General features: G+C 56.0%; 19 protein-coding genes and 1 other annotated feature. Of the genes, 12 read left to right on the top strand and 7 right to left on the bottom strand.

Features of this window, described 5'->3' with window-relative positions:
* Positions 1–32: 32 nt before the first annotated feature.
* The 6 genes from rpsP to ACOI7D_RS22135 all read left to right on the top strand — a co-directional run bounded on the left by rpsP (position 33) and on the right by ACOI7D_RS22135 (position 4,028).
* Positions 33–281: a 30S ribosomal protein S16 gene (gene rpsP / locus ACOI7D_RS22160; RefSeq protein WP_002914149.1), complete on the top strand. Its 249-nt coding sequence runs from the start codon at positions 33–35 to the stop codon at positions 279–281.
* 18 nt (positions 282–299) lie between these two features.
* Positions 300–848, top strand: coding sequence for a ribosome maturation factor RimM (gene rimM, locus ACOI7D_RS22155; protein ID WP_004150977.1), 549 nt, complete (start codon positions 300–302; stop codon positions 846–848).
* 31 nt (positions 849–879) lie between these two features.
* Positions 880–1,647: a tRNA (guanosine(37)-N1)-methyltransferase TrmD gene (gene trmD / locus ACOI7D_RS22150; RefSeq protein WP_002914147.1), complete on the top strand. Its 768-nt coding sequence runs from the start codon at positions 880–882 to the stop codon at positions 1,645–1,647.
* Between the two features lie 39 nt (positions 1,648–1,686).
* Entirely contained in the window at positions 1,687–2,034 is a 348-nt protein-coding gene (gene rplS, locus ACOI7D_RS22145; protein WP_002914145.1) for a 50S ribosomal protein L19, read from the top strand.
* A 119-nt stretch (positions 2,035–2,153) separates the two neighbouring features.
* Positions 2,154–2,612, top strand: a complete 459-nt coding sequence (locus ACOI7D_RS22140; RefSeq protein WP_044524405.1) for a DUF2946 domain-containing protein — start codon at positions 2,154–2,156, stop codon at positions 2,610–2,612.
* A 57-nt stretch (positions 2,613–2,669) separates the two neighbouring features.
* Positions 2,670–4,028, top strand: coding sequence for a PepSY-associated TM helix domain-containing protein (locus ACOI7D_RS22135; RefSeq protein ID WP_048298034.1), 1,359 nt, complete (start codon positions 2,670–2,672; stop codon positions 4,026–4,028).
* Positions 4,029–4,036: 8 nt separating this feature from the next.
* On the opposite strand, the gene ACOI7D_RS22130 is transcribed toward ACOI7D_RS22135, so the two are convergent.
* The 3 genes from ACOI7D_RS22130 to ACOI7D_RS22120 are packed head-to-tail and all read right to left on the bottom strand — an operon-like array spanning position 4,037 to position 6,258.
* On the bottom strand, positions 4,037–4,519 hold the full coding sequence (locus ACOI7D_RS22130; protein ID WP_023290687.1) for an OmpA family protein: 483 nt from the start codon (positions 4,517–4,519) through the stop codon (positions 4,037–4,039).
* 13 nt (positions 4,520–4,532) lie between these two features.
* On the bottom strand, positions 4,533–5,756 hold the full coding sequence (gene dgcN, locus ACOI7D_RS22125) for a diguanylate cyclase DgcN (protein WP_023290686.1): 1,224 nt from the start codon (positions 5,754–5,756) through the stop codon (positions 4,533–4,535).
* Complete coding sequence (locus tag ACOI7D_RS22120; RefSeq protein ID WP_023290685.1) at positions 5,749–6,258, bottom strand: YfiR family protein; 510 nt, start codon at positions 6,256–6,258, stop codon at positions 5,749–5,751. The genes dgcN and ACOI7D_RS22120 overlap by 8 nt, the downstream gene beginning before the upstream one ends.
* A gap of 342 nt (positions 6,259–6,600) precedes the next feature.
* Between ACOI7D_RS22120 and aroF the strand changes: the two genes are divergently transcribed.
* The 3 genes from aroF to ACOI7D_RS22105 all read left to right on the top strand — a co-directional run bounded on the left by aroF (position 6,601) and on the right by ACOI7D_RS22105 (position 9,737).
* A complete protein-coding gene (gene aroF / locus ACOI7D_RS22115) occupies positions 6,601–7,671 on the top strand; it encodes a 3-deoxy-7-phosphoheptulonate synthase AroF (protein ID WP_050534359.1) in 1,071 nt (356 codons plus the stop codon).
* Between the two features lie 9 nt (positions 7,672–7,680).
* A complete protein-coding gene (tyrA, locus tag ACOI7D_RS22110; RefSeq protein ID WP_004206843.1) occupies positions 7,681–8,802 on the top strand; it encodes a bifunctional chorismate mutase/prephenate dehydrogenase in 1,122 nt (373 codons plus the stop codon).
* A gap of 62 nt (positions 8,803–8,864) precedes the next feature.
* Positions 8,865–9,737, top strand: coding sequence for an SMP-30/gluconolactonase/LRE family protein (locus tag ACOI7D_RS22105; RefSeq protein ID WP_244341680.1), 873 nt, complete (start codon positions 8,865–8,867; stop codon positions 9,735–9,737).
* Here ACOI7D_RS22105 and pheA read toward each other — a convergent pair.
* The 4 genes from pheA to bamD form a co-directional block, all read right to left on the bottom strand.
* Complete coding sequence (gene pheA, locus ACOI7D_RS22100) at positions 9,734–10,894, bottom strand: bifunctional chorismate mutase/prephenate dehydratase (protein WP_023290682.1); 1,161 nt, start codon at positions 10,892–10,894, stop codon at positions 9,734–9,736. The two genes, ACOI7D_RS22105 and pheA, sit on opposite strands and share 4 nt — an antisense overlap.
* A gap of 24 nt (positions 10,895–10,918) precedes the next feature.
* Positions 10,919–11,043 (bottom strand) — a sequence feature (Phe leader region).
* The gene (gene pheL, locus ACOI7D_RS22095) at positions 10,995–11,042 is read right to left on the bottom strand and encodes a pheA operon leader peptide PheL (RefSeq protein ID WP_100250063.1); all 48 of its coding nucleotides are present in this window, start codon (positions 11,040–11,042) and stop codon (positions 10,995–10,997) included. Its footprint overlaps the feature before it by 48 nt.
* 105 nt (positions 11,044–11,148) lie before the next feature.
* On the bottom strand, positions 11,149–11,484 hold the full coding sequence (raiA, locus tag ACOI7D_RS22090; RefSeq protein WP_002914111.1) for a ribosome-associated translation inhibitor RaiA: 336 nt from the start codon (positions 11,482–11,484) through the stop codon (positions 11,149–11,151).
* 271 nt (positions 11,485–11,755) lie between these two features.
* Complete coding sequence (gene bamD / locus ACOI7D_RS22085) at positions 11,756–12,493, bottom strand: outer membrane protein assembly factor BamD (protein WP_004145664.1); 738 nt, start codon at positions 12,491–12,493, stop codon at positions 11,756–11,758.
* A gap of 131 nt (positions 12,494–12,624) precedes the next feature.
* On the opposite strand from bamD, the gene rluD reads away from it, so the two are divergent.
* The 3 genes from rluD to clpB all read left to right on the top strand — a co-directional run bounded on the left by rluD (position 12,625) and on the right by clpB (position 17,035).
* Positions 12,625–13,605, top strand: coding sequence for a 23S rRNA pseudouridine(1911/1915/1917) synthase RluD (gene rluD / locus ACOI7D_RS22080; protein WP_057213255.1), 981 nt, complete (start codon positions 12,625–12,627; stop codon positions 13,603–13,605).
* Positions 13,602–14,333, top strand: a complete 732-nt coding sequence (yfiH, locus tag ACOI7D_RS22075; RefSeq protein ID WP_023290680.1) for a purine nucleoside phosphorylase YfiH — start codon at positions 13,602–13,604, stop codon at positions 14,331–14,333. Before rluD ends, yfiH begins: the two co-directional genes overlap by 4 nt.
* Positions 14,334–14,461: 128 nt before the next feature.
* Positions 14,462–17,035, top strand: coding sequence for an ATP-dependent chaperone ClpB (clpB, locus tag ACOI7D_RS22070; protein WP_004206837.1), 2,574 nt, complete (start codon positions 14,462–14,464; stop codon positions 17,033–17,035).
* Positions 17,036–17,386: the final 351 nt, after the last annotated feature.

The raw sequence follows: 17,386 nt of genomic DNA, 5'->3' as shown, positions 1-17,386 counted from the left end.
GCCCGGTTGTTTTATTCACACAAGAGGATGTTATGGTAACTATTCGTTTAGCACGTCACGGCGCTAAAAAGCGTCCGTTCTACCAGGTTGTTGTCACCGACAGCCGTAATGCACGCAACGGTCGCTTCATCGAGCGCGTTGGTTTCTTCAACCCGATCGCTAACGGTGCGGAAGAAGAGACTCGCCTGGATCTGGATCGTATCGCTCACTGGGTTGGCCAGGGCGCTACTGTTTCCGATCGCGTTGCCGCGCTGATCAAAGCCGCTAACAAAGCAGCTTAATCTGTCACGGTGGTCATGATGAGCAAGCAACACACCGCACAAGCACCTGTTGATCCGATCGTATTGGGGAAAATGGGTTCTTCCTACGGTATCCGTGGTTGGCTCAGAGTGTTTTCCTCCACCGAAGACGCCGAAAGCATTTTTGACTATCAGCCCTGGTTAATCCAGAAGGCGGGTCAGTGGCAGGTCGTTGAGCTGGAAAGCTGGCGCCACCACAATCAGGACATCATCATCAAGCTGAAAGGCGTTGACGATCGTGATGCCGCGAATCTACTGACTAATTGCGAAATTATCGTGGATTCATCGCAGTTGCCGGAGCTGGAAGAGGGTGACTACTACTGGAAAGACCTGATGGGCTGCCAGGTAGTGACAACGGAAGGCTATAGCCTCGGTAAAGTCATCGATATGATGGAAACCGGGTCTAATGACGTGCTCGTCATCAAGGCAAACCTGAAAGATGCATTTGGTATCAAGGAGCGGTTGGTTCCGTTCCTCGATGGGCAGGTTATCAAGAAAGTCGATCTCACTACGCGTACTATCGAAGTAGATTGGGATCCTGGTTTTTAAATTCTCCGGATAAACGGTAAAAGACGGCGCTATGTGGATTGGCATAATTAGCCTGTTTCCTGAAATGTTCCGCGCAATTACCGATTACGGGGTAACTGGCCGGGCAGTAAAAAATGGCCTGCTGAGCATCGAAAGCTGGAGTCCTCGCGACTTCACGCATGACCGGCACCGTACCGTGGACGATCGTCCTTACGGCGGCGGACCGGGGATGCTAATGATGGTGCAACCCTTACGGGATGCCATTCATGCAGCAAAAGCCGCGGCAGGTGAAGGCGCGAAGGTGATTTATCTGTCACCTCAGGGACGCAAGCTTGATCAAGCGGGCGTCAGCGAACTGGCAACGAATCAGAAACTGATTCTGGTGTGCGGTCGCTACGAAGGGATAGACGAGCGCGTAATCCAAACCGAAATTGACGAAGAATGGTCAATCGGCGATTACGTTCTCAGCGGTGGTGAGTTACCGGCAATGACGCTGATTGACTCCGTTTCCCGGTTCATTCCGGGGGTACTGGGCCATGAAGCATCAGCAACGGAAGATTCCTTTGCTGATGGGTTGCTGGATTGTCCCCACTATACCCGTCCTGAAGTGTTAGAAGAGATGGAAGTACCGCCAGTATTGCTGTCGGGAAACCATGCTGAGATACGTCGCTGGCGTCTGAAGCAGTCGCTGGGCCGAACCTGGCTTAGAAGACCTGAACTTCTGGAAAACCTGGCTCTGACTGAAGAGCAAGCAAAGCTGCTGGCGGAGTTCAAAACTGAACACGCGCAACAGCAGCATAAACATGATGGGCAGGCGTGAGCCCCCAATATCAGTTTACCCAGGATAAGAGATTAAATTATGAGCAACATTATTAAGCAACTTGAACAAGAACAGATGAAGCAGGACGTACCTTCCTTCCGTCCGGGTGATACCGTGGAAGTGAAAGTATGGGTTGTTGAAGGTTCCAAAAAACGTCTGCAGGCATTCGAGGGCGTGGTTATCGCTATTCGTAACCGCGGTCTGCACTCTGCATTCACTGTTCGCAAAATTTCCAACGGCGAAGGCGTTGAGCGTGTCTTCCAGACTCACTCTCCGGTAGTTGACAGCATTGCTGTTAAACGTCGTGGTGCTGTACGTAAAGCTAAACTGTACTACCTGCGTGAGCGCACTGGTAAGTCTGCTCGTATCAAAGAGCGTCTTAACTAAGATTCGCTTTCGCGACATCCTGACAAAAAGGGCTGGCCTCAGGGCCGGCCCTTTTTTTATCTTTGTTGTAACCATCGTGATGTAAATCATTTACAATACGCCCTCTATTCGGAGGGGCGGTGGTCAGCAACAGTTTTCAGCAAACGACACCTAAACGGCGAGCCGCCTGGCTGGCGCTGTTGGCGATCCTGCTAATCGTCGTGGCTCCCCTGATCTCCGTCTCCCTGCAAAAAGACCCCATGAGCGCCATGCCCGGCATGCACCACGCCATGATGATGGACAGCTCGCCAGCGAGTATGGCGCAGATGCCTGGCCACGAGATGGCGACGACGCATAGCGCAGACGGCGCTACGCATACCGGACACGAACTGCCGCTGGATCATGCCGAAGCGTGTGGCTATTGCGTGCTGTTAGCCCATGTCCCGGGTCTGCTTTTCGCGCTGGCGCTGTTCGTCGCCATGCTCCTGCGGCGCATTCGCCTGCCGGCTTCTCGGCCGGTATTAAAACACTGGCGTTACTTTCCCTGGCTTTACCCCGAAACCCGCGCCCCGCCGCGGCTGTCTGCTTTTTCCCTTTAATAAAAATGAATCTGCGCACTGCGCAACGACCTCTTTTTGCTTTGAAAAAGGAAAAGTATGACAACCTGCACCTCGCGCGCGGCATGGCTGAACCTGCTGCGTCGCCTCCATTTCTATATCGGGCTGTTTATCGGACCGTTTATCTTTGTCGCTGCCCTGACCGGCACGCTGTACGTGGCGACGCCGCAGCTGGAAAACTGGCTCTATCACGATGCGCTGTATGGCCTTCCCGAAGGCACCCCGCAGCCGCTCAGCGCCCAGATTGCGGTGGCAGAAGAAGCGACCCAGGGTAATCTGCGGCTGCTGGCGGTACGTCCGGCCCCCGCGGTGGGCGAGACCACCCGCATTATGTTTGCCGATCCGAGTCTCGGGGAGTCGGAATCCCGGGCCATTTTTGTCGATCCGATCGCGCTGCGGGTGAAGGGTGATATGACGGTCTACGGCACCAGCGGCATCCTGCCGCTGCGGCAGTGGATTGACTATGCGCATCGTTCGCTGCTGCTGGGCGACAGCGGGCGGCTCTACAGCGAACTGGCTGCCTCATGGATGTGGGTGGCCGCCCTGGGGGGCATTGCCCTGTGGGCGATGACGCGTCCAAAACGGCGGCTCAATAACACCCTGCAGAATCATCGTCGGCTGCACGTGACGCTGGGCTGGTGCTTACTGCTGGGCATGCTGCTTTTCTCCGCCACCGGCCTGACCTGGTCGCAATGGGCCGGCGGCAACGTGGATAAAATGCGGGCGGCTTTCGGCTGGTGGACGCCACAGGTCAATACCCTGCTGCACGGTGAGGCGCCGATGGCGCACGATCCCCATGCCGGGCATCATAGGGAGGCGATGGCCATGACCCAGCATCAGCCAGCGCAGTTTGACCAGGCGCTGGCGGTGGCCCGTCAGGCGGGGCTGAACGCCAGCCGGCTGGAGATCCGTCCGCCGGTGTCAGACGAACGCGCCTGGACGGTGAATGAGATCGACCGCCGTTGGCCGACGCAGGTGGACGCGGTGGCGATCGATGGCGCCTCGATGCAGGTGGTGGATCGCACCCATTTTGCCGACTTTCCGCTGATGGCGAAGCTTACCCGCTGGGGCGTCGATTTCCATATGGGGATCCTCTTTGGTCTGGCGAATCAGCTGCTGCTGGTGGGGTTTGGCTGCGCGCTGTGCGTAACCATCGGCGTGGGGTACCGGCTGTGGTGGATACGCCGTCCGCCACAGGCCGTCTGGGATCCGGCGCTTTCCCTGCTGCAGGCATGGCTGTCGCTCGCCTGGCCTGCCCGTGGGCTGGTGCTGGGGATAGCGTTAGCCCTGGGGCTGGCCATGCCGTTGATGGGGATCAGCCTGGTGCTGTTCATTGCCGTTGACTACCTGCGCTGGCGCGCGGCAACGGCAATGAGGATAGCGAAGTCCAGCGATTAAGCGGACGTCTACGGCGTGCTGATGACCACCGTGACCCGGCGGTTTTCAGCGCGCCCGGCCGCGGTATCGTTGCTGGCGATCGGGTATTTTTTGCCAAGGCCCCGGGTGACTAAATTACTGCGCGGGATATGGGCGCCTTCCGCCCAGGCATCGGCTACGCTGTTGGCCCGCTTAAGCGACAGGGCTTCGTTATAACTATCCTCACCATAATTATCGGTGTGGCCTTCAAGGCGGCTATGTGTAATCCCGGTTGTCGCCAGCCGCGAGGCCATTTGGGTGATCTGCTGGCGGCTGTCGGGACGTAGTCGGTAGTCATTCTTGTCAAACAGGATGCTATCGGATAAGCCCAGGGACCAATCGCCATTGCTTTCAGTGAAGCCATAAGATTTCATCGCCGCCACCTGCTCAGGGGTAAATTTTCCCTGAGGAGCCTGGCAACCTGTCAAAAGCGCCGCCGCCATCAGGGCGGGGGCGAAATATTTCCTGATCATAATGCGTCCTTTATTATTTCAGCATCTGCTGGATACGTTGGTTTTTCATCCGATACATATTCTGATCGGCAAGTTCTTGCAGTGATTCCGCCGTGGCGTGTTCCCACGCCAGGGCATAACCGACGCTCAGCGAGAGCGTGGCGCTATGGCCATTGTGCAGGTTGAATGGCGGAAGAAATTGTTCTGACAGCGCCTGACACAGGGCCTGGACTTCTGCTTCCGAGCGCACCTCGCGCAGCAGAACGGCAAACTCATCGCCGCCAAGACGCCACGCCAGATGGCGTTTACCGGCGAAAGTCATCAGGCGGCTGGCGACTTCCATCAGCACTTTATCGCCCGCCGCATGTCCCCAGTTGTCATTGATCAATTTGAAGTTATCGCCATCAAGAAACAGTAACGCTGAGGTCTGGTGATCCACTTCATTTTTCATCAGCTCGGCGAGCGCGTTGCGAAAGGCGGCGCGGTTAGCCAGACCGGTCAACGGATCGTGTAACGAGCTGCGCAACAGCTGAGCATTTTTGGCCTGCAACTGGCGCTGCCAGTCCTCCATCTCCCCCAGCAGACTGTTAAAGTCCTGGGCAAACAGATGGAACTCCTCGATACGCTCCTCCGGCACCCGCCGGGAGAAGTGGCGGTTTTCGCGAATATCATGCACGACCTCGGTGATGCTCTGCAGGGCGGCGACGATCCCCCGGTGCAGGGAGTGGGTCAGCAGCAGGCCGATGAACGAGGCGAGCAGAATGCTGCCGGTCAGTACCAGAATCGAGATGCCGAGAAAGTGGCTAATCAGTTCATCCAGCGCGGTCAGTCGCAGCTCGCCGATTTGTTTCCCCTGGTGCCAGATGGGCTGCACCGTGGGCTCCGGAAACAGCCATTTACTGATAAGACCGCTCACTTGTTCTTTGTTGGCCAGCGGTTCGTGGCGCCAGGCGGCGAAGTGCTGCTTCTGGCCGTTGAGCACGATCGCCTGGGAAATCTGCCCTTGCTTCCCCAGCGAAGCGAGGGTCTCCTCTGCTGCCGCGCTGTCGCCAAATACCAGGGCGGCTTCGAGGCTGCGGCCCATGGTCGCGGCAGTGAGCTCAAGATTTTTCTGCGCGTACTGCTTGAGCGTGAAAATAGAGGCCGTGCTCAGCAGCAGCCAGACCAGCGTCATGGAGATCACCACGCTTATCACGCTAATGCGACGCAGCGCGCGTTTGAACGTCGGGCGCGATGTCTGTGAAAAGTCCTTATTCATGTGGTTTCTTCCGGGCAAGCATCAGGACGTCCGGGTTAACCCGAACCCCGCTGTGCGTCAGAACGTCCAGATTAACGGAGAAGCGGACCCTGTCGTCGTTGATGATCAGGCAAAACGCGCTACCAATTGAGCAATCCGTATTTTGTTCTGCGATGAGTAACAGCGGCCTCGAGCCATAGCGGCGAGTTAATTCCGACTGTTGGGTCGGCGTTTCGCTGCCAAAATAAAAACCATCGCAGGTCGTTTTTAACGCTTCTTCACTATTACGTACTATCACCGGTTGATAAGGCAATGCATCCGGCGCTTCATGAGCCAGGCTATGGGTGAAGCGTGATGAGGCAAAAATGCATAGCTTCGGCGCCCCTGTTAATGACGGCCAACGGGTGTAGGTCACGATCCCGGAAACAATAGCGCGAACATGTTCTGAAGGTCCGGCAGCAAAAACAGGAGATACCGCGATGAGAAAAAATACAGTCAATAAAAGACGGTGTAATACTGTCATTAACGCTTCCGTCAAATTCGCCATAGCGCGGGAATAGCCGCTGCCGATGCCCGGCGAAGAATACCACTGATAGCAAAACCCGTCATTAGATGCGCCCTTTGCTTTGGGACAAATCTCACCAGGATTTTTCGTAATGCCGATGGCGCTGGCGAGCAATTTTGGCGCGATTTCATTATCTGTAAATATTATTGTACGGTTAATGTCGTGGTAAGGGCCAATTAATTTATCACTGTAAAGTAAAATTTACGGAATATGGATTGAATTCTTTACTTCGTATGGTATCGTTACGTCATGCCCGCTGAGGCAACCCTTATCGCAAACGAGCTACACAGGATCGCAATCATGCAAAAAGACGCGCTGAACAACGTACATATTACCGACGAACATGTATTAATGACCCCGGAGCAACTGAAGGCGGAATTCCCCCTGAGCGTTGAACAGGAAGCGCAGATCGCGCACGCCCGTGAAACCATCTCCAATATCATCGCCGGTCGCGATCCGCGCCTGCTGGTGGTCTGCGGTCCTTGCTCCATTCACGATCCGGAAGCGGCGATCGAATATGCTCGTCGGTTTAAAGCCCTTGCCTCAGAGGTCAGCGATAGCCTCTACCTGGTGATGCGCGTCTATTTTGAAAAACCCCGTACTACCGTCGGCTGGAAGGGGCTGATTAACGATCCGCATATGGATGGTTCGTTTGATGTTGAAGGCGGCCTGAAGATTGCGCGTCGTCTGTTGGTCGAGCTTGTGAATATGGGACTGCCGCTGGCGACGGAAGCGCTGGATCCCAACAGCCCGCAGTACCTTGGGGATCTGTTCAGCTGGTCCGCCATCGGCGCGCGAACCACGGAATCTCAGACGCACCGCGAAATGGCCTCTGGTCTTTCCATGCCGGTAGGCTTTAAAAATGGCACCGACGGTAGCCTGGCCACGGCTATCAACGCTATGCGCGCCGCGGCGATGCCGCACCGCTTCGTCGGTATCAACCAGGCCGGGCAGGTCTGCCTGCTGCAAACGCAGGGTAACCCGAACGGCCATGTGATCCTCCGCGGCGGTAAGGCGCCGAACTACGGTCCGGAAGATGTGGAGAAATGTGAAAAAGAGATGGCGCAGGCGGGACTGAAGCCGTCGCTGATGGTAGATTGCAGTCATGGGAACTCCAATAAAGATTTCCGCCGCCAGCCGGCCGTGGCTGAATCCGTTGTCGCGCAGATCAAAGATGGCAATCGCTCCATTATCGGCCTGATGATCGAGAGTAATATCCACGAGGGCAATCAGTCCTCTGAACAGCCGCGTGAGGCGATGAAATACGGCGTTTCGGTAACGGATGCCTGCATCAGCTGGGAAACCACCGATGCGCTGTTGCGTGAACTGGATAAGGATCTCCGCGGCCACCTGGCGGCCCGTTTGGTGTAAGAGGAAAGTATGGTTGCTGAACTGACCGCGTTACGCGATCAAATTGATGAAGTGGATAAAGCGTTGCTTAGCCTGCTGGCTAAGCGCCTGGAACTGGTGGCCGAAGTCGGCGAGGTGAAGAGCCAGTATGGCCTGCCGATTTACGTCCCGGAACGCGAGGCGGCGATGCTCGCCTCCCGGCGTGAAGAGGCGGCTGCGCTCGGCGTTCCGCCGGATCTGATCGAGGACGTTCTGCGTCGCGTGATGCGGGAATCCTATTCCAGCGAAAACGACAAAGGCTTCAAAACCCTTTACCCGAATCTGCGGCCGGTGGTGATCGTCGGCGGCGGCGGGCAGATGGGGCGTCTGTTTGAGAAGATGTTAACGCTGTCCGGCTACCAGGTGCGCATTCTGGAAAAAGAGGACTGGGCGCGGGCGACGGATATCGTCGCCGATGCCGGTATGGTCATTGTCAGCGTGCCGATTCACACCACCGTGGAGACGATCGCCAGGCTGCCGCCGCTGCCGGCGGATTGCATTCTGGTCGACCTTGCCTCGGTTAAAGCAGAGCCGCTGCAGGCGATGCTGGCGGCGCATCAGGGCCCGGTACTCGGCCTGCACCCGATGTTCGGTCCGGACAGCGGCAGCCTTGCCAAGCAGGTGGTGGTCTATTGCGATGGACGCCAGCCGGAGGCCTATCAGTGGTTCCTCGAGCAAATTCAGGTCTGGGGCGCGCGCCTGCATCGCATCAGCGCGGTGGAGCACGATCAGAACATGGCCTTTATTCAGGCGTTGCGCCACTTTGCCACCTTCGCTTATGGTCTGCATCTGGCGGAAGAGAATGTGCGCCTTGAGCAGTTGCTGGCGCTCTCGTCACCCATTTACCGGCTGGAGCTGGCGATGGTGGGCCGTCTGTTTGCCCAGGATCCGCAGCTCTACGCCGACATTATTATGTCCTCGGAAAACAACCTGGCGCTGATTAAGCGCTACTACCAGCGGTTTGGCGAGGCGATCGGTCTGCTGGAGCAGGGCGATAAGCAGGCGTTTATCGATAGCTTCCGTAAAGTCGAACACTGGTTTGGCGATTACGCCCAGCGTTTCCAGAGCGAGAGCCGCACGCTGCTGCGTCAGGCGAACGATAATCGGCAGTAAAGCGAAAAAGATGTATACAATAAAGCCAGCGACCGCTGGCTTTTTTTATAGGGATGACAACGATGGCTGAACCACAACCGCTGTTTGACTACACCGGATACCTGCCGGAATGCCCGACCTGGAGTGAGGCAGAGCAGGCCCTCTACTGGGCCGATATCATGGAATGTGAAATTCACCGCTACGATACCCGCAGCGGCGAACACCAGGTGCTGCAGTTTCCGGAGGAGGTCGGCTGTTTTTCCCTGCGCGAGAAGGGCGGTTTTATCGTTGCATTGCGCAGCGGTATCTGGCTGACCGACGCCCACGGTCTGCTGCGGCGGAAAGTCTGCGATAACCCGAGCAACCCGGAACTGGCGCGCTTTAACGACGGCGGGACCGATCGCGACGGGCGCTTTTATGCCGGCACCTTCTGGGGCCCGGGGGATTACAACGGCGCGCTGCTGATGCGGGTCGATAACGACCTGAAGCCGACGGTGATCCAGTGCGACATCCATGGCGCCAACGGTCTGGCGTTTAGCGCCGACCGGCGCTGGATGTATACCTCCGATACGCCGAACGCCGTGATTTACCGTACGCCGCTGGATGAGCAGGGTGAGCCTGGCCGGCGCGAAGTCTTTCGCCGTTTTCTGCCGGGCGAAGGGATCCCGGACGGGGCGGCGATTGACGTGGAGGGATGTTACTGGAGCGCAATGTTTGACGGCTGGCGGATCGCTCGTTTCTCTCCGCAGGGTGAGGAGCTGGAGTCCTACCCGATGCCGGTACGTTGCCCGACGATGGTCTGCTTTGGCGGGGCGGATATGAAAACGCTCTACATCACCACCACCCGGGAAAACATGGCGGACGATGAGCTGGCGCAGTATCCGCTGTCCGGCGCTATCTTCACCCTGCCGGTGGCGGTGGCAGGGATGAAGAAATTGCTGTTCCGCGAACGCTAAACCGGATCCACCGGCACGACGTTTTCGCTGGGGTAGCAACCGAGAACCTTCATGGAGCGGGTGATCTCCGCCAGCTCCTTCAGCGCCTTGCGCATGGGCAGCGAGTCCAGGTTTGCCTGAATATCGAGATAAAACATCTCTTCCCATGGATTGCCATGGATTGGGCGAGACTCCAGTTTGGTCATGATCAGATTGTGATTGCGCAGCACCAGTAAGGCCTCCACCAGGGCGCCCGCCTGCTGACCGGTCGCCATTAACAGCGTGGTCTTCGCCGGAACCTGATCGGAGACGTTCACCGCTTTGCGCGCCAGAACGAGGAAGCGCGTAATATTCTGCGTCTGGTTGGCCTGGCAGTGCTCCAGCACCTGCAGACCGTACAGGGCGCCGCCCGCTTCGCTGCCCAGTGCCGCGACGGCCGGGGAGTTCGCCTGCGCGACTTTTTCCATCGCCGCTGAGGTGCTCTCGGTATATTCAATCTTCCAGTGCGGGTAGCGACTCAGATACTGGCTACACTGCTGGAACGGCTGCGGATGGCTGTAGACGGTCTGAATTTTATCGGCATCCGTCGAGGTGCTGACCAGTACGCAATGATCGATAGGGATCGTCAGTTCGCCAACGATCGACAGGCTGGTGTGCTGCAGCAGATCGTAGACGTCGTTGATCCCGCCGGAGCTAGTGTTTTCAATCGGCACTACGGCGTAATCGGCCTGACCGGTCTCCACCTGATTAAAAATATCGGCGAACTTTGCGCAGCCGCTTTCAATAAACTGCTCAAAGTGGCGAGCGGCGTACTGACGCGCCGCCAGATGCGAATAAGAGCCTTTGGGACCGAGGAACGCCACGCGAGCTGAATGCGGGTTAATTTTATTCAAGTGCTGCTGCAACAGGGTTTGCTGGGTCAGAACAGAGTCTTCGATAATCAGCTGGAACAGGCGGGTGATGTAGTGTGCATCCAGATTATGACGCTTGCCGAGGGTCATCAGACGCTCCAGCAGATCGCGTTCGCGGTCAATATCACGCACCGGACGATGGGAGGCCAGTTTGGCTTTACCAACCTCAACAGCCAGCCCGCGACGCTCCGCCAGCAGAGCAAGCAGTTTCTCATCCAGCGCGCTTATCTTGTCGCGCAGCGCCAGTAATGGGTTTTCCTCGGTCATAGATGTTGCCTTTGTTGTTATCAAATAAAAAAGGCCTCCCGGGTGGGAGGCCTTATTGTTCGTCTTCGCATTCTTTCTTATACGACGAATTGCCTCCCGGTCAGGGGAAGGTAAAAAAGAATGCGAAGAAGAACGGGACGAGTTTCATGATGAATTCCTTTAAGTAGTGGGGATTACAGTACCTGTACTGTTTTCACTCTGTCAATAAAAAACGCGCCCGAAGGCGCGTGGCATGACACAACTTAAGTTAAGGATTACTCTTCTTCTTCCACAAAGCCTGCCTCTTTCACCGACGTCGCGGCGCGGCGGGCTTCCCCTTTGTGTTGCACTTTATTGAGCTGCCGTTCCAGCTTGTTGATCAATTCGTTAATGGCGGCGTACATATCTTCATGACGCGCACTGGCAACCAGATGGCCGTTTGGCGTGTTAATGGTTGCGTCAGCGATAAAACCCTGCGGCTCCTTAGACAGAATGATGTGCGGGTTAATTAAATGAGTTTGCCACTTATCCAGTTTGGCGAGACGGTCTGCGACATGCTGGCGGATTGCCGGAGTAATTTCCATTTGTTTACTGGTAATGTTCATTGTCATAAATTTTACCTCTTGTCTTTCCCGTCTTGGTGAATCCAGCATACCTTTCCCAATGTCAAAATGTGTGATCTAAATCACATTTTATTGTCACTTTTTGTCAACGAATTCATTTTGTGAGACAGGGCAGGAAGAGATGAGATTTTACTTGTCGAACCCGACAAAGCAGGCCATATTTGATGAGTTAACCCGGCGCTAAACCGCTTCAGCTAGCCAGGATAATGGATAAAAAAACGGCAGCCAGTGGCTGCCGTTTGCGATCTATGAATCAGGCTCAGGTATTCTTGCTGTTCGCGGCGATAATCTTCGCGACTTTGTCCGCCTGAGCGTTCATCTGCATTTGACGATAGGCGTTTTCCATCTTCGGCAGGGCATCGCGGGTGGCCTGGGTATCCGGATAGTTACGCATCATACCTTCCACGCGGTTAACGACGGCAACCCATGCGCCGCGGTCGGTGTAGTAATCCACCACCGACAGCTCATACTTCGCCAGGCGATCTTTCAGGAACACCATGCGCTTATAGGCGTCAGTGGCATACTGGCTGTTCGGGTAACCACGTACCAGTTTGGAGAAGTCATTGAAGGCATCGCGCGCGTGCTGCGGATCGCGGTCGGAACGATCGACGCCGAAGAAGCCCTGCAGGGCGCTGTCATCCAGAGCCATGTTGGTCAGGCCGCGCATATAGATGACGTAGTCGATGTTCGGATGGGTGGGGTTCAAGCGCATGAAGCGATCGATGGCGGCCTGAGCCAGCGGCAGATCGGCGTTTTTGTAATACGCATAAATCAGATCCAGCTGTACCTGTTGGGAATAAGGGCCGAATGGATAACGGTTATCCAACGCTTCCAGTTGCGTTATCGCCTGTTTCCAGTTACCGTCCTGCAGTTTTTGCTGGGCGGTCGCGTAGATTTCATTCGGCGGATTATCAGGCACCTCTTCCTTAGAGCCGGAGCAACCCACCAAAGCCAGGCTCAGTGTGGCGGCTGCCACCAGGTATTTCATGCGCGTCATGACGTTTTGACTTCCTCAAAATGTTTATGCGGGAGAATCTCTGTTCCTGCTCCCGATTAAGACCAGCTACAATAGCACACTATATTAAACGGCAAAGCCGTAAAACCCAACGTTAAACGAAGAAGCTGTATATGGCACAACGAGTACAACTCACCGCAACGGTGACCGAAAATCAACTCGGTCAACGCTTAGATCAGGCTTTGGCCGAATTGTTCCCTGATTATTCGCGATCGCGGATAAAAGAATGGATCCTCGACCAACGCGTATTAGTCAATGGCGCCATTGGCGATAAACCGAAAGAAAAAGTGCTGGGGGGAGAACGCATCGCTATCGATGTGGAAATCGAAGAAGAGGCGCGCTTCCAGCCGCAGGATATTCCGCTCAATATCGTTTACGAAGATGATGACATCATCGTGATCAACAAACCGCGCGATCTGGTTGTACATCCTGGCGCGGGCAACCCTGACGGTACTGTGCTGAATGCGCTGCTGCACTACTATCCGCCTATTGCCGATGTGCCGCGTGCGGGTATCGTCCACCGTCTGGATAAAGACACCACCGGTCTGATGGTGGTGGCGAAAACCATTCCAGCGCAAACCCGGCTGGTGGAGTCGCTGCAGCTGCGCGAGATCACCCGTGAGTACGAAGCGGTGGCGATCGGTCATATGACCGCCGGCGGTACGGTGGAAGAGCCGATCAGCCGTCACCCGACCAAGCGTACCCATATGGCGGTGCACCCTATGGGCAAGCCGGCGGTGACCCACTACCGCATTATGGAACATTTCCGCATTCATACCCGTCTGCGTCTGCGTCTGGAAACCGGGCGTACGCATCAGATCCGCGTGCATATGTCGCATATTACCCATCCGCTGGTAGGCGACCAGGTGTATGGCGGCCGCCCGCGTCCGCCGAAGGGCGCGTCGGAGGAATTCATCACCGCGCTGCGTAAATTCGACCGCCAGGCGCTGCACGCCACCATGCTGCGTCTGTACCATCCGATTACCGGTATTGAAATGGAGTGGCATGCGCCCATCCCACAAGATATGGTCGAGCTCATCGAGGCGATGCGCGCCGATTTTGAAGCCCATAAGGACGATATTGACTGGTTATGACTAAACTGATTGTACCGCAGTGGCCAATGCCCGGCAGCGTGGCGGCCTGTAGTTCTACCCGCATCGGCGGCGTGAGTCTGCCGCCCTATGACTCGCTCAATCTGGGCGCCCATTGCGGCGACAATCTGCAGCATGTCGAAGAAAACCGGCGGCGGATGTTTGCCGCCGGCGGCTTGCCGTCTTACCCGGTTTGGCTGGAGCAGGTTCATGGTACCGATGTGCTCACGCTGGACGGCGGACCCTATCCGTCGAAACGCGCGGATGCCTCTTATAGCCGTACGCCAGGGACTGTCTGCGCGGTGATGACCGCTGACTGCCTGCCGGTCCTCTTCTGTAACCGCGCCGGTACCGAAGTCGCCGCGGCGCATGCGGGATGGCGCGGCTTATGCGAAGGGGTTCTGGAAGAGACGGTCGCCCGTTTCGCCGATAAAGCCGAAAACATTATGGCGTGGCTGGGGCCCGCCATCGGTCCGCAGGCGTTTGAGGTGGGGCCAGAAGTTCGCGACGCTTTTATGGCGAAGGATGAGAATGCGCACCGTGCTTTTCGTCCGGCAGGCGAAAAATATTTTGCTGATATCTACCAACTGGCTCGGCAGCGTCTGGCAAACGTCGGCGTTGAGCAGATTTTCGGCGGCGATCGCTGCACGCTAAGCGAAAAGGATGATTTTTTCTCTTACCGGCGCGACAAGACCACCGGTCGTATGGCAAGTTTCATTTGGCTGATATAACCTAGAGAATCAAGACGATCCAGAAGGCAAACTTATTTTTCGCATAGTTCAGGTCTTTAACCTTGAATAATTGAGGGATGACCTCATTTAATCTCCAGTAGCAAATTTGACCTGTTATGGGAGGAGTTATGCGTCTGGATCGTCTTACCAATAAATTCCAGCTTGCTCTTGCCGATGCCCAGTCGCTCGCACTCGGGCACGACAACCAATTCATCGAACCTCTTCATTTAATGAGCGCCTTGCTGAATCAGGAAGGGGGATCGGTACGTCCTTTATTAACCTCGGCGGGCGTGAATGCGGGGAAACTGCGCACTGACATCGAACAGGCTCTGAGCCGTTTACCGCAGGTGGAAGGCACCGGCGGCGATGTGCAACCTTCTCAGGATTTAGTGCGGATCCTGAACCTTTGCGACAAGCTGGCGCAAAAGAAAAAGGACAATTTTATTTCGTCAGAACTGTTTGTTCTGGCGGCGCTTGAATCACGCGGTACGCTGACCGACCTTTTAAAATCCGCCGGAGCAACAACCGCCAACGTGACCCAGGCGATTGAACAAATGCGCGGAGGTGAAAGCGTGAACGATCAGGGTGCCGAAGACCAACGTCAGGCATTGAAGAAATTTACCGTCGATCTCACCGAGCGTGCCGAGCAGGGCAAGCTGGACCCGGTTATCGGCCGTGATGAAGAGATCCGCCGTACCATTCAGGTACTGCAGCGCCGTACCAAAAACAATCCGGTGCTGATTGGTGAACCCGGGGTGGGTAAAACCGCTATCGTCGAAGGCCTGGCGCAGCGTATCGTCAACGGCGAAGTGCCGGAAGGGCTGAAAGGCCGCCGGGTGCTGGCGCTGGATATGGGCGCGCTGGTGGCCGGGGCGAAGTACCGAGGTGAGTTTGAAGAGCGTCTGAAAGGCGTGCTGACCGACCTGTCGAAACAGGAAGGCAACGTCATTCTGTTTATCGATGAACTGCATACCATGGTTGGCGCCGGTAAAGCCGATGGCGCGATGGATGCAGGCAACATGCTGAAGCCGGCGCTGGCGCGTGGTGAACTGCACTGCGTCGGGGCGACGACGCTTGACGAATACCGTCAGTACATTGAAAAAGACGCTGCGCTGGAGCGCCGCTTCCAGAAAGTGTTCGTCGCCGAGCCATCGGTAGAAGATACCATCGCTATTCTGCGCGGCCTGAAAGAACGTTATGAACTGCACCACCACGTGCAGATCACTGACCCGGCAATCGTGGCGGCGGCGACCTTGTCGCATCGTTACATTGCCGACCGTCAGCTGCCGGATAAAGCCATCGACCTTATCGATGAGGCGGCGTCCAGCATCCGTATGCAGATCGACTCGAAGCCGGAAGAGCTGGACCGTCTCGATCGCCGTATCATCCAGTTGAAACTGGAGCAGCAGGCGCTGAAGAAAGAGTCTGATGAGGCGAGTCTGAAGCGTCTTGATATGCTCAACGAGGAGCTGGCGGATAAAGAACGGCAGTACTCGGTGCTGGAAGAAGAGTGGAAAGCGGAAAAAGCGTCCCTCTCCGGCACCCAGACCATCAAAGCCGAGCTGGAGCAGGCGAAAATCGCCATCGAACAGGCGCGTCGCGTCGGTGACCTGGCACGGATGTCCGAGCTGCAGTATGGCAAAATTCCGGAACTGGAGAAACAGCTGGCGGCAGCCACTCAGTCCGAAGGGAAAACCATGCGTCTGCTGCGTAATAAAGTAACGGATGCTGAAATCGCCGAAGTGCTGGCCCGCTGGACCGGTATACCGGTTTCCCGCATGATGGAAAGCGAGCGTGACAAACTGCTGCGTATGGAGCAGGAACTGCATCATCGGGTGATTGGTCAGGATGAGGCGGTTGAAGCAGTATCTAACGCTATTCGCCGTAGCCGTGCCGGGCTGTCCGATCCGAACCGGCCGATTGGTTCATTCCTGTTCCTCGGTCCGACCGGGGTCGGTAAAACCGAGCTGTGTAAAACGCTGGCTAACTTTATGTTCGACAGCGACGACGCAATGGTGCGTATCGATATGTCCGAGTTTATGGAGAAACACTCCGTCTCGCGTCTGGTCGGTGCGCCTCCGGGATACGTCGGTTATGAAGAGGGCGGTTACCTGACCGAGGCGGTGCGCCGTCGTCCTTATTCCGTCATCCTGCTGGATGAAGTGGAAAAAGCGCACCCGGATGTGTTCAACATTCTGCTGCAGGTACTCGACGACGGGCGCCTCACCGATGGCCAGGGGAGAACGGTCGACTTCCGTAACACGGTGGTCATCATGACCTCGAACCTCGGTTCCGATTTGATTCAGGAACGGTTCGGCGAGCTGGATTACGGACATATGAAGGACCTGGTGCTGGGGGTTGTCAGCCAGAACTTCCGTCCGGAGTTCATCAACCGTATCGATGAAGTGGTGGTCTTCCATCCGCTGGGTGAGAAACACATTGCTTCTATTGCCCAGATCCAGCTGCAGCGTCTGTATAAACGTCTGGAAGAGCGCGGATATGAAGTGCGGATGTCTGATGAGGCGCTGAAGCTGCTAAGCGCCAACGGGTACGATCCGGTATACGGCGCGCGGCCACTGAAACGCGCTATTCAGCAGCAGATTGAGAACCCGTTAGCCCAGCAGATCCTTTCTGGTGAGCTGATTCCGGGTAAAACCGTCGAGCTGGTAGTGAAAGACGACCGTATCGTGGCAGTGCAGTAAGTCACAAAACGACAAAAACGGGCCCAGCGGGCTCGTTTTTGTTTAAAAACCAGGCAAGAATTAAAGCTCAACACCTGATTTGGTTGAAAAGTGAGCGGTTGAATTCTTTTTTTGAATTTATCCTTGTCACTTCAGAATTACCCCCTATAATGCGCCTCCACTGACACGGAACAACGGCAAGCAAGCCGCCGGGACAGCAGGATTCAACAGCGAAAGTAACGTTGAAAACCAACAGAGAAAAGCAAAATAAGCGCTTGACTCTGAATGAGGAAAACGTATTATACGGGACCTCGCGACAGAGCGCTAAAGCGCGTCGCAACTGCTCTTTAACAATTTATCAGACAATCTGTG

It is taken from the genome of Klebsiella sp. C360 (assembly GCF_048822415.1).
GTDB classification, from domain to species: domain Bacteria; phylum Pseudomonadota; class Gammaproteobacteria; order Enterobacterales; family Enterobacteriaceae; genus Klebsiella; species Klebsiella quasipneumoniae.
Note: the sequence above shows the minus strand (reverse complement) of the source record. Positions and strands in the feature narration are given on the sequence as shown.

Coding starts and splice junctions, on each gene's coding strand:
- clpB (WP_004206837.1), top strand. CDS start 14,462: ATGCGTCTGGATCGTCTTACCAATAAATTCCAGCTTGCTCTTGCCGAT.
- ACOI7D_RS22135 (WP_048298034.1), top strand. CDS start 2,670: ATGACAACCTGCACCTCGCGCGCGGCATGGCTGAACCTGCTGCGTCGC.
- aroF (WP_050534359.1), top strand. CDS start 6,601: ATGCAAAAAGACGCGCTGAACAACGTACATATTACCGACGAACATGTA.
- ACOI7D_RS22130 (WP_023290687.1), bottom strand. CDS start 4,519: ATGATCAGGAAATATTTCGCCCCCGCCCTGATGGCGGCGGCGCTTTTG.
- tyrA (WP_004206843.1), top strand. CDS start 7,681: ATGGTTGCTGAACTGACCGCGTTACGCGATCAAATTGATGAAGTGGAT.
- ACOI7D_RS22120 (WP_023290685.1), bottom strand. CDS start 6,258: ATGACAGTATTACACCGTCTTTTATTGACTGTATTTTTTCTCATCGCG.
- bamD (WP_004145664.1), bottom strand. CDS start 12,493: ATGACGCGCATGAAATACCTGGTGGCAGCCGCCACACTGAGCCTGGCT.
- rplS (WP_002914145.1), top strand. CDS start 1,687: ATGAGCAACATTATTAAGCAACTTGAACAAGAACAGATGAAGCAGGAC.
- pheA (WP_023290682.1), bottom strand. CDS start 10,894: ATGACCGAGGAAAACCCATTACTGGCGCTGCGCGACAAGATAAGCGCG.
- rimM (WP_004150977.1), top strand. CDS start 300: ATGAGCAAGCAACACACCGCACAAGCACCTGTTGATCCGATCGTATTG.
- trmD (WP_002914147.1), top strand. CDS start 880: ATGTGGATTGGCATAATTAGCCTGTTTCCTGAAATGTTCCGCGCAATT.
- dgcN (WP_023290686.1), bottom strand. CDS start 5,756: ATGAATAAGGACTTTTCACAGACATCGCGCCCGACGTTCAAACGCGCG.
- ACOI7D_RS22105 (WP_244341680.1), top strand. CDS start 8,865: ATGGCTGAACCACAACCGCTGTTTGACTACACCGGATACCTGCCGGAA.
- raiA (WP_002914111.1), bottom strand. CDS start 11,484: ATGACAATGAACATTACCAGTAAACAAATGGAAATTACTCCGGCAATC.
- yfiH (WP_023290680.1), top strand. CDS start 13,602: ATGACTAAACTGATTGTACCGCAGTGGCCAATGCCCGGCAGCGTGGCG.
- rluD (WP_057213255.1), top strand. CDS start 12,625: ATGGCACAACGAGTACAACTCACCGCAACGGTGACCGAAAATCAACTC.
- rpsP (WP_002914149.1), top strand. CDS start 33: ATGGTAACTATTCGTTTAGCACGTCACGGCGCTAAAAAGCGTCCGTTC.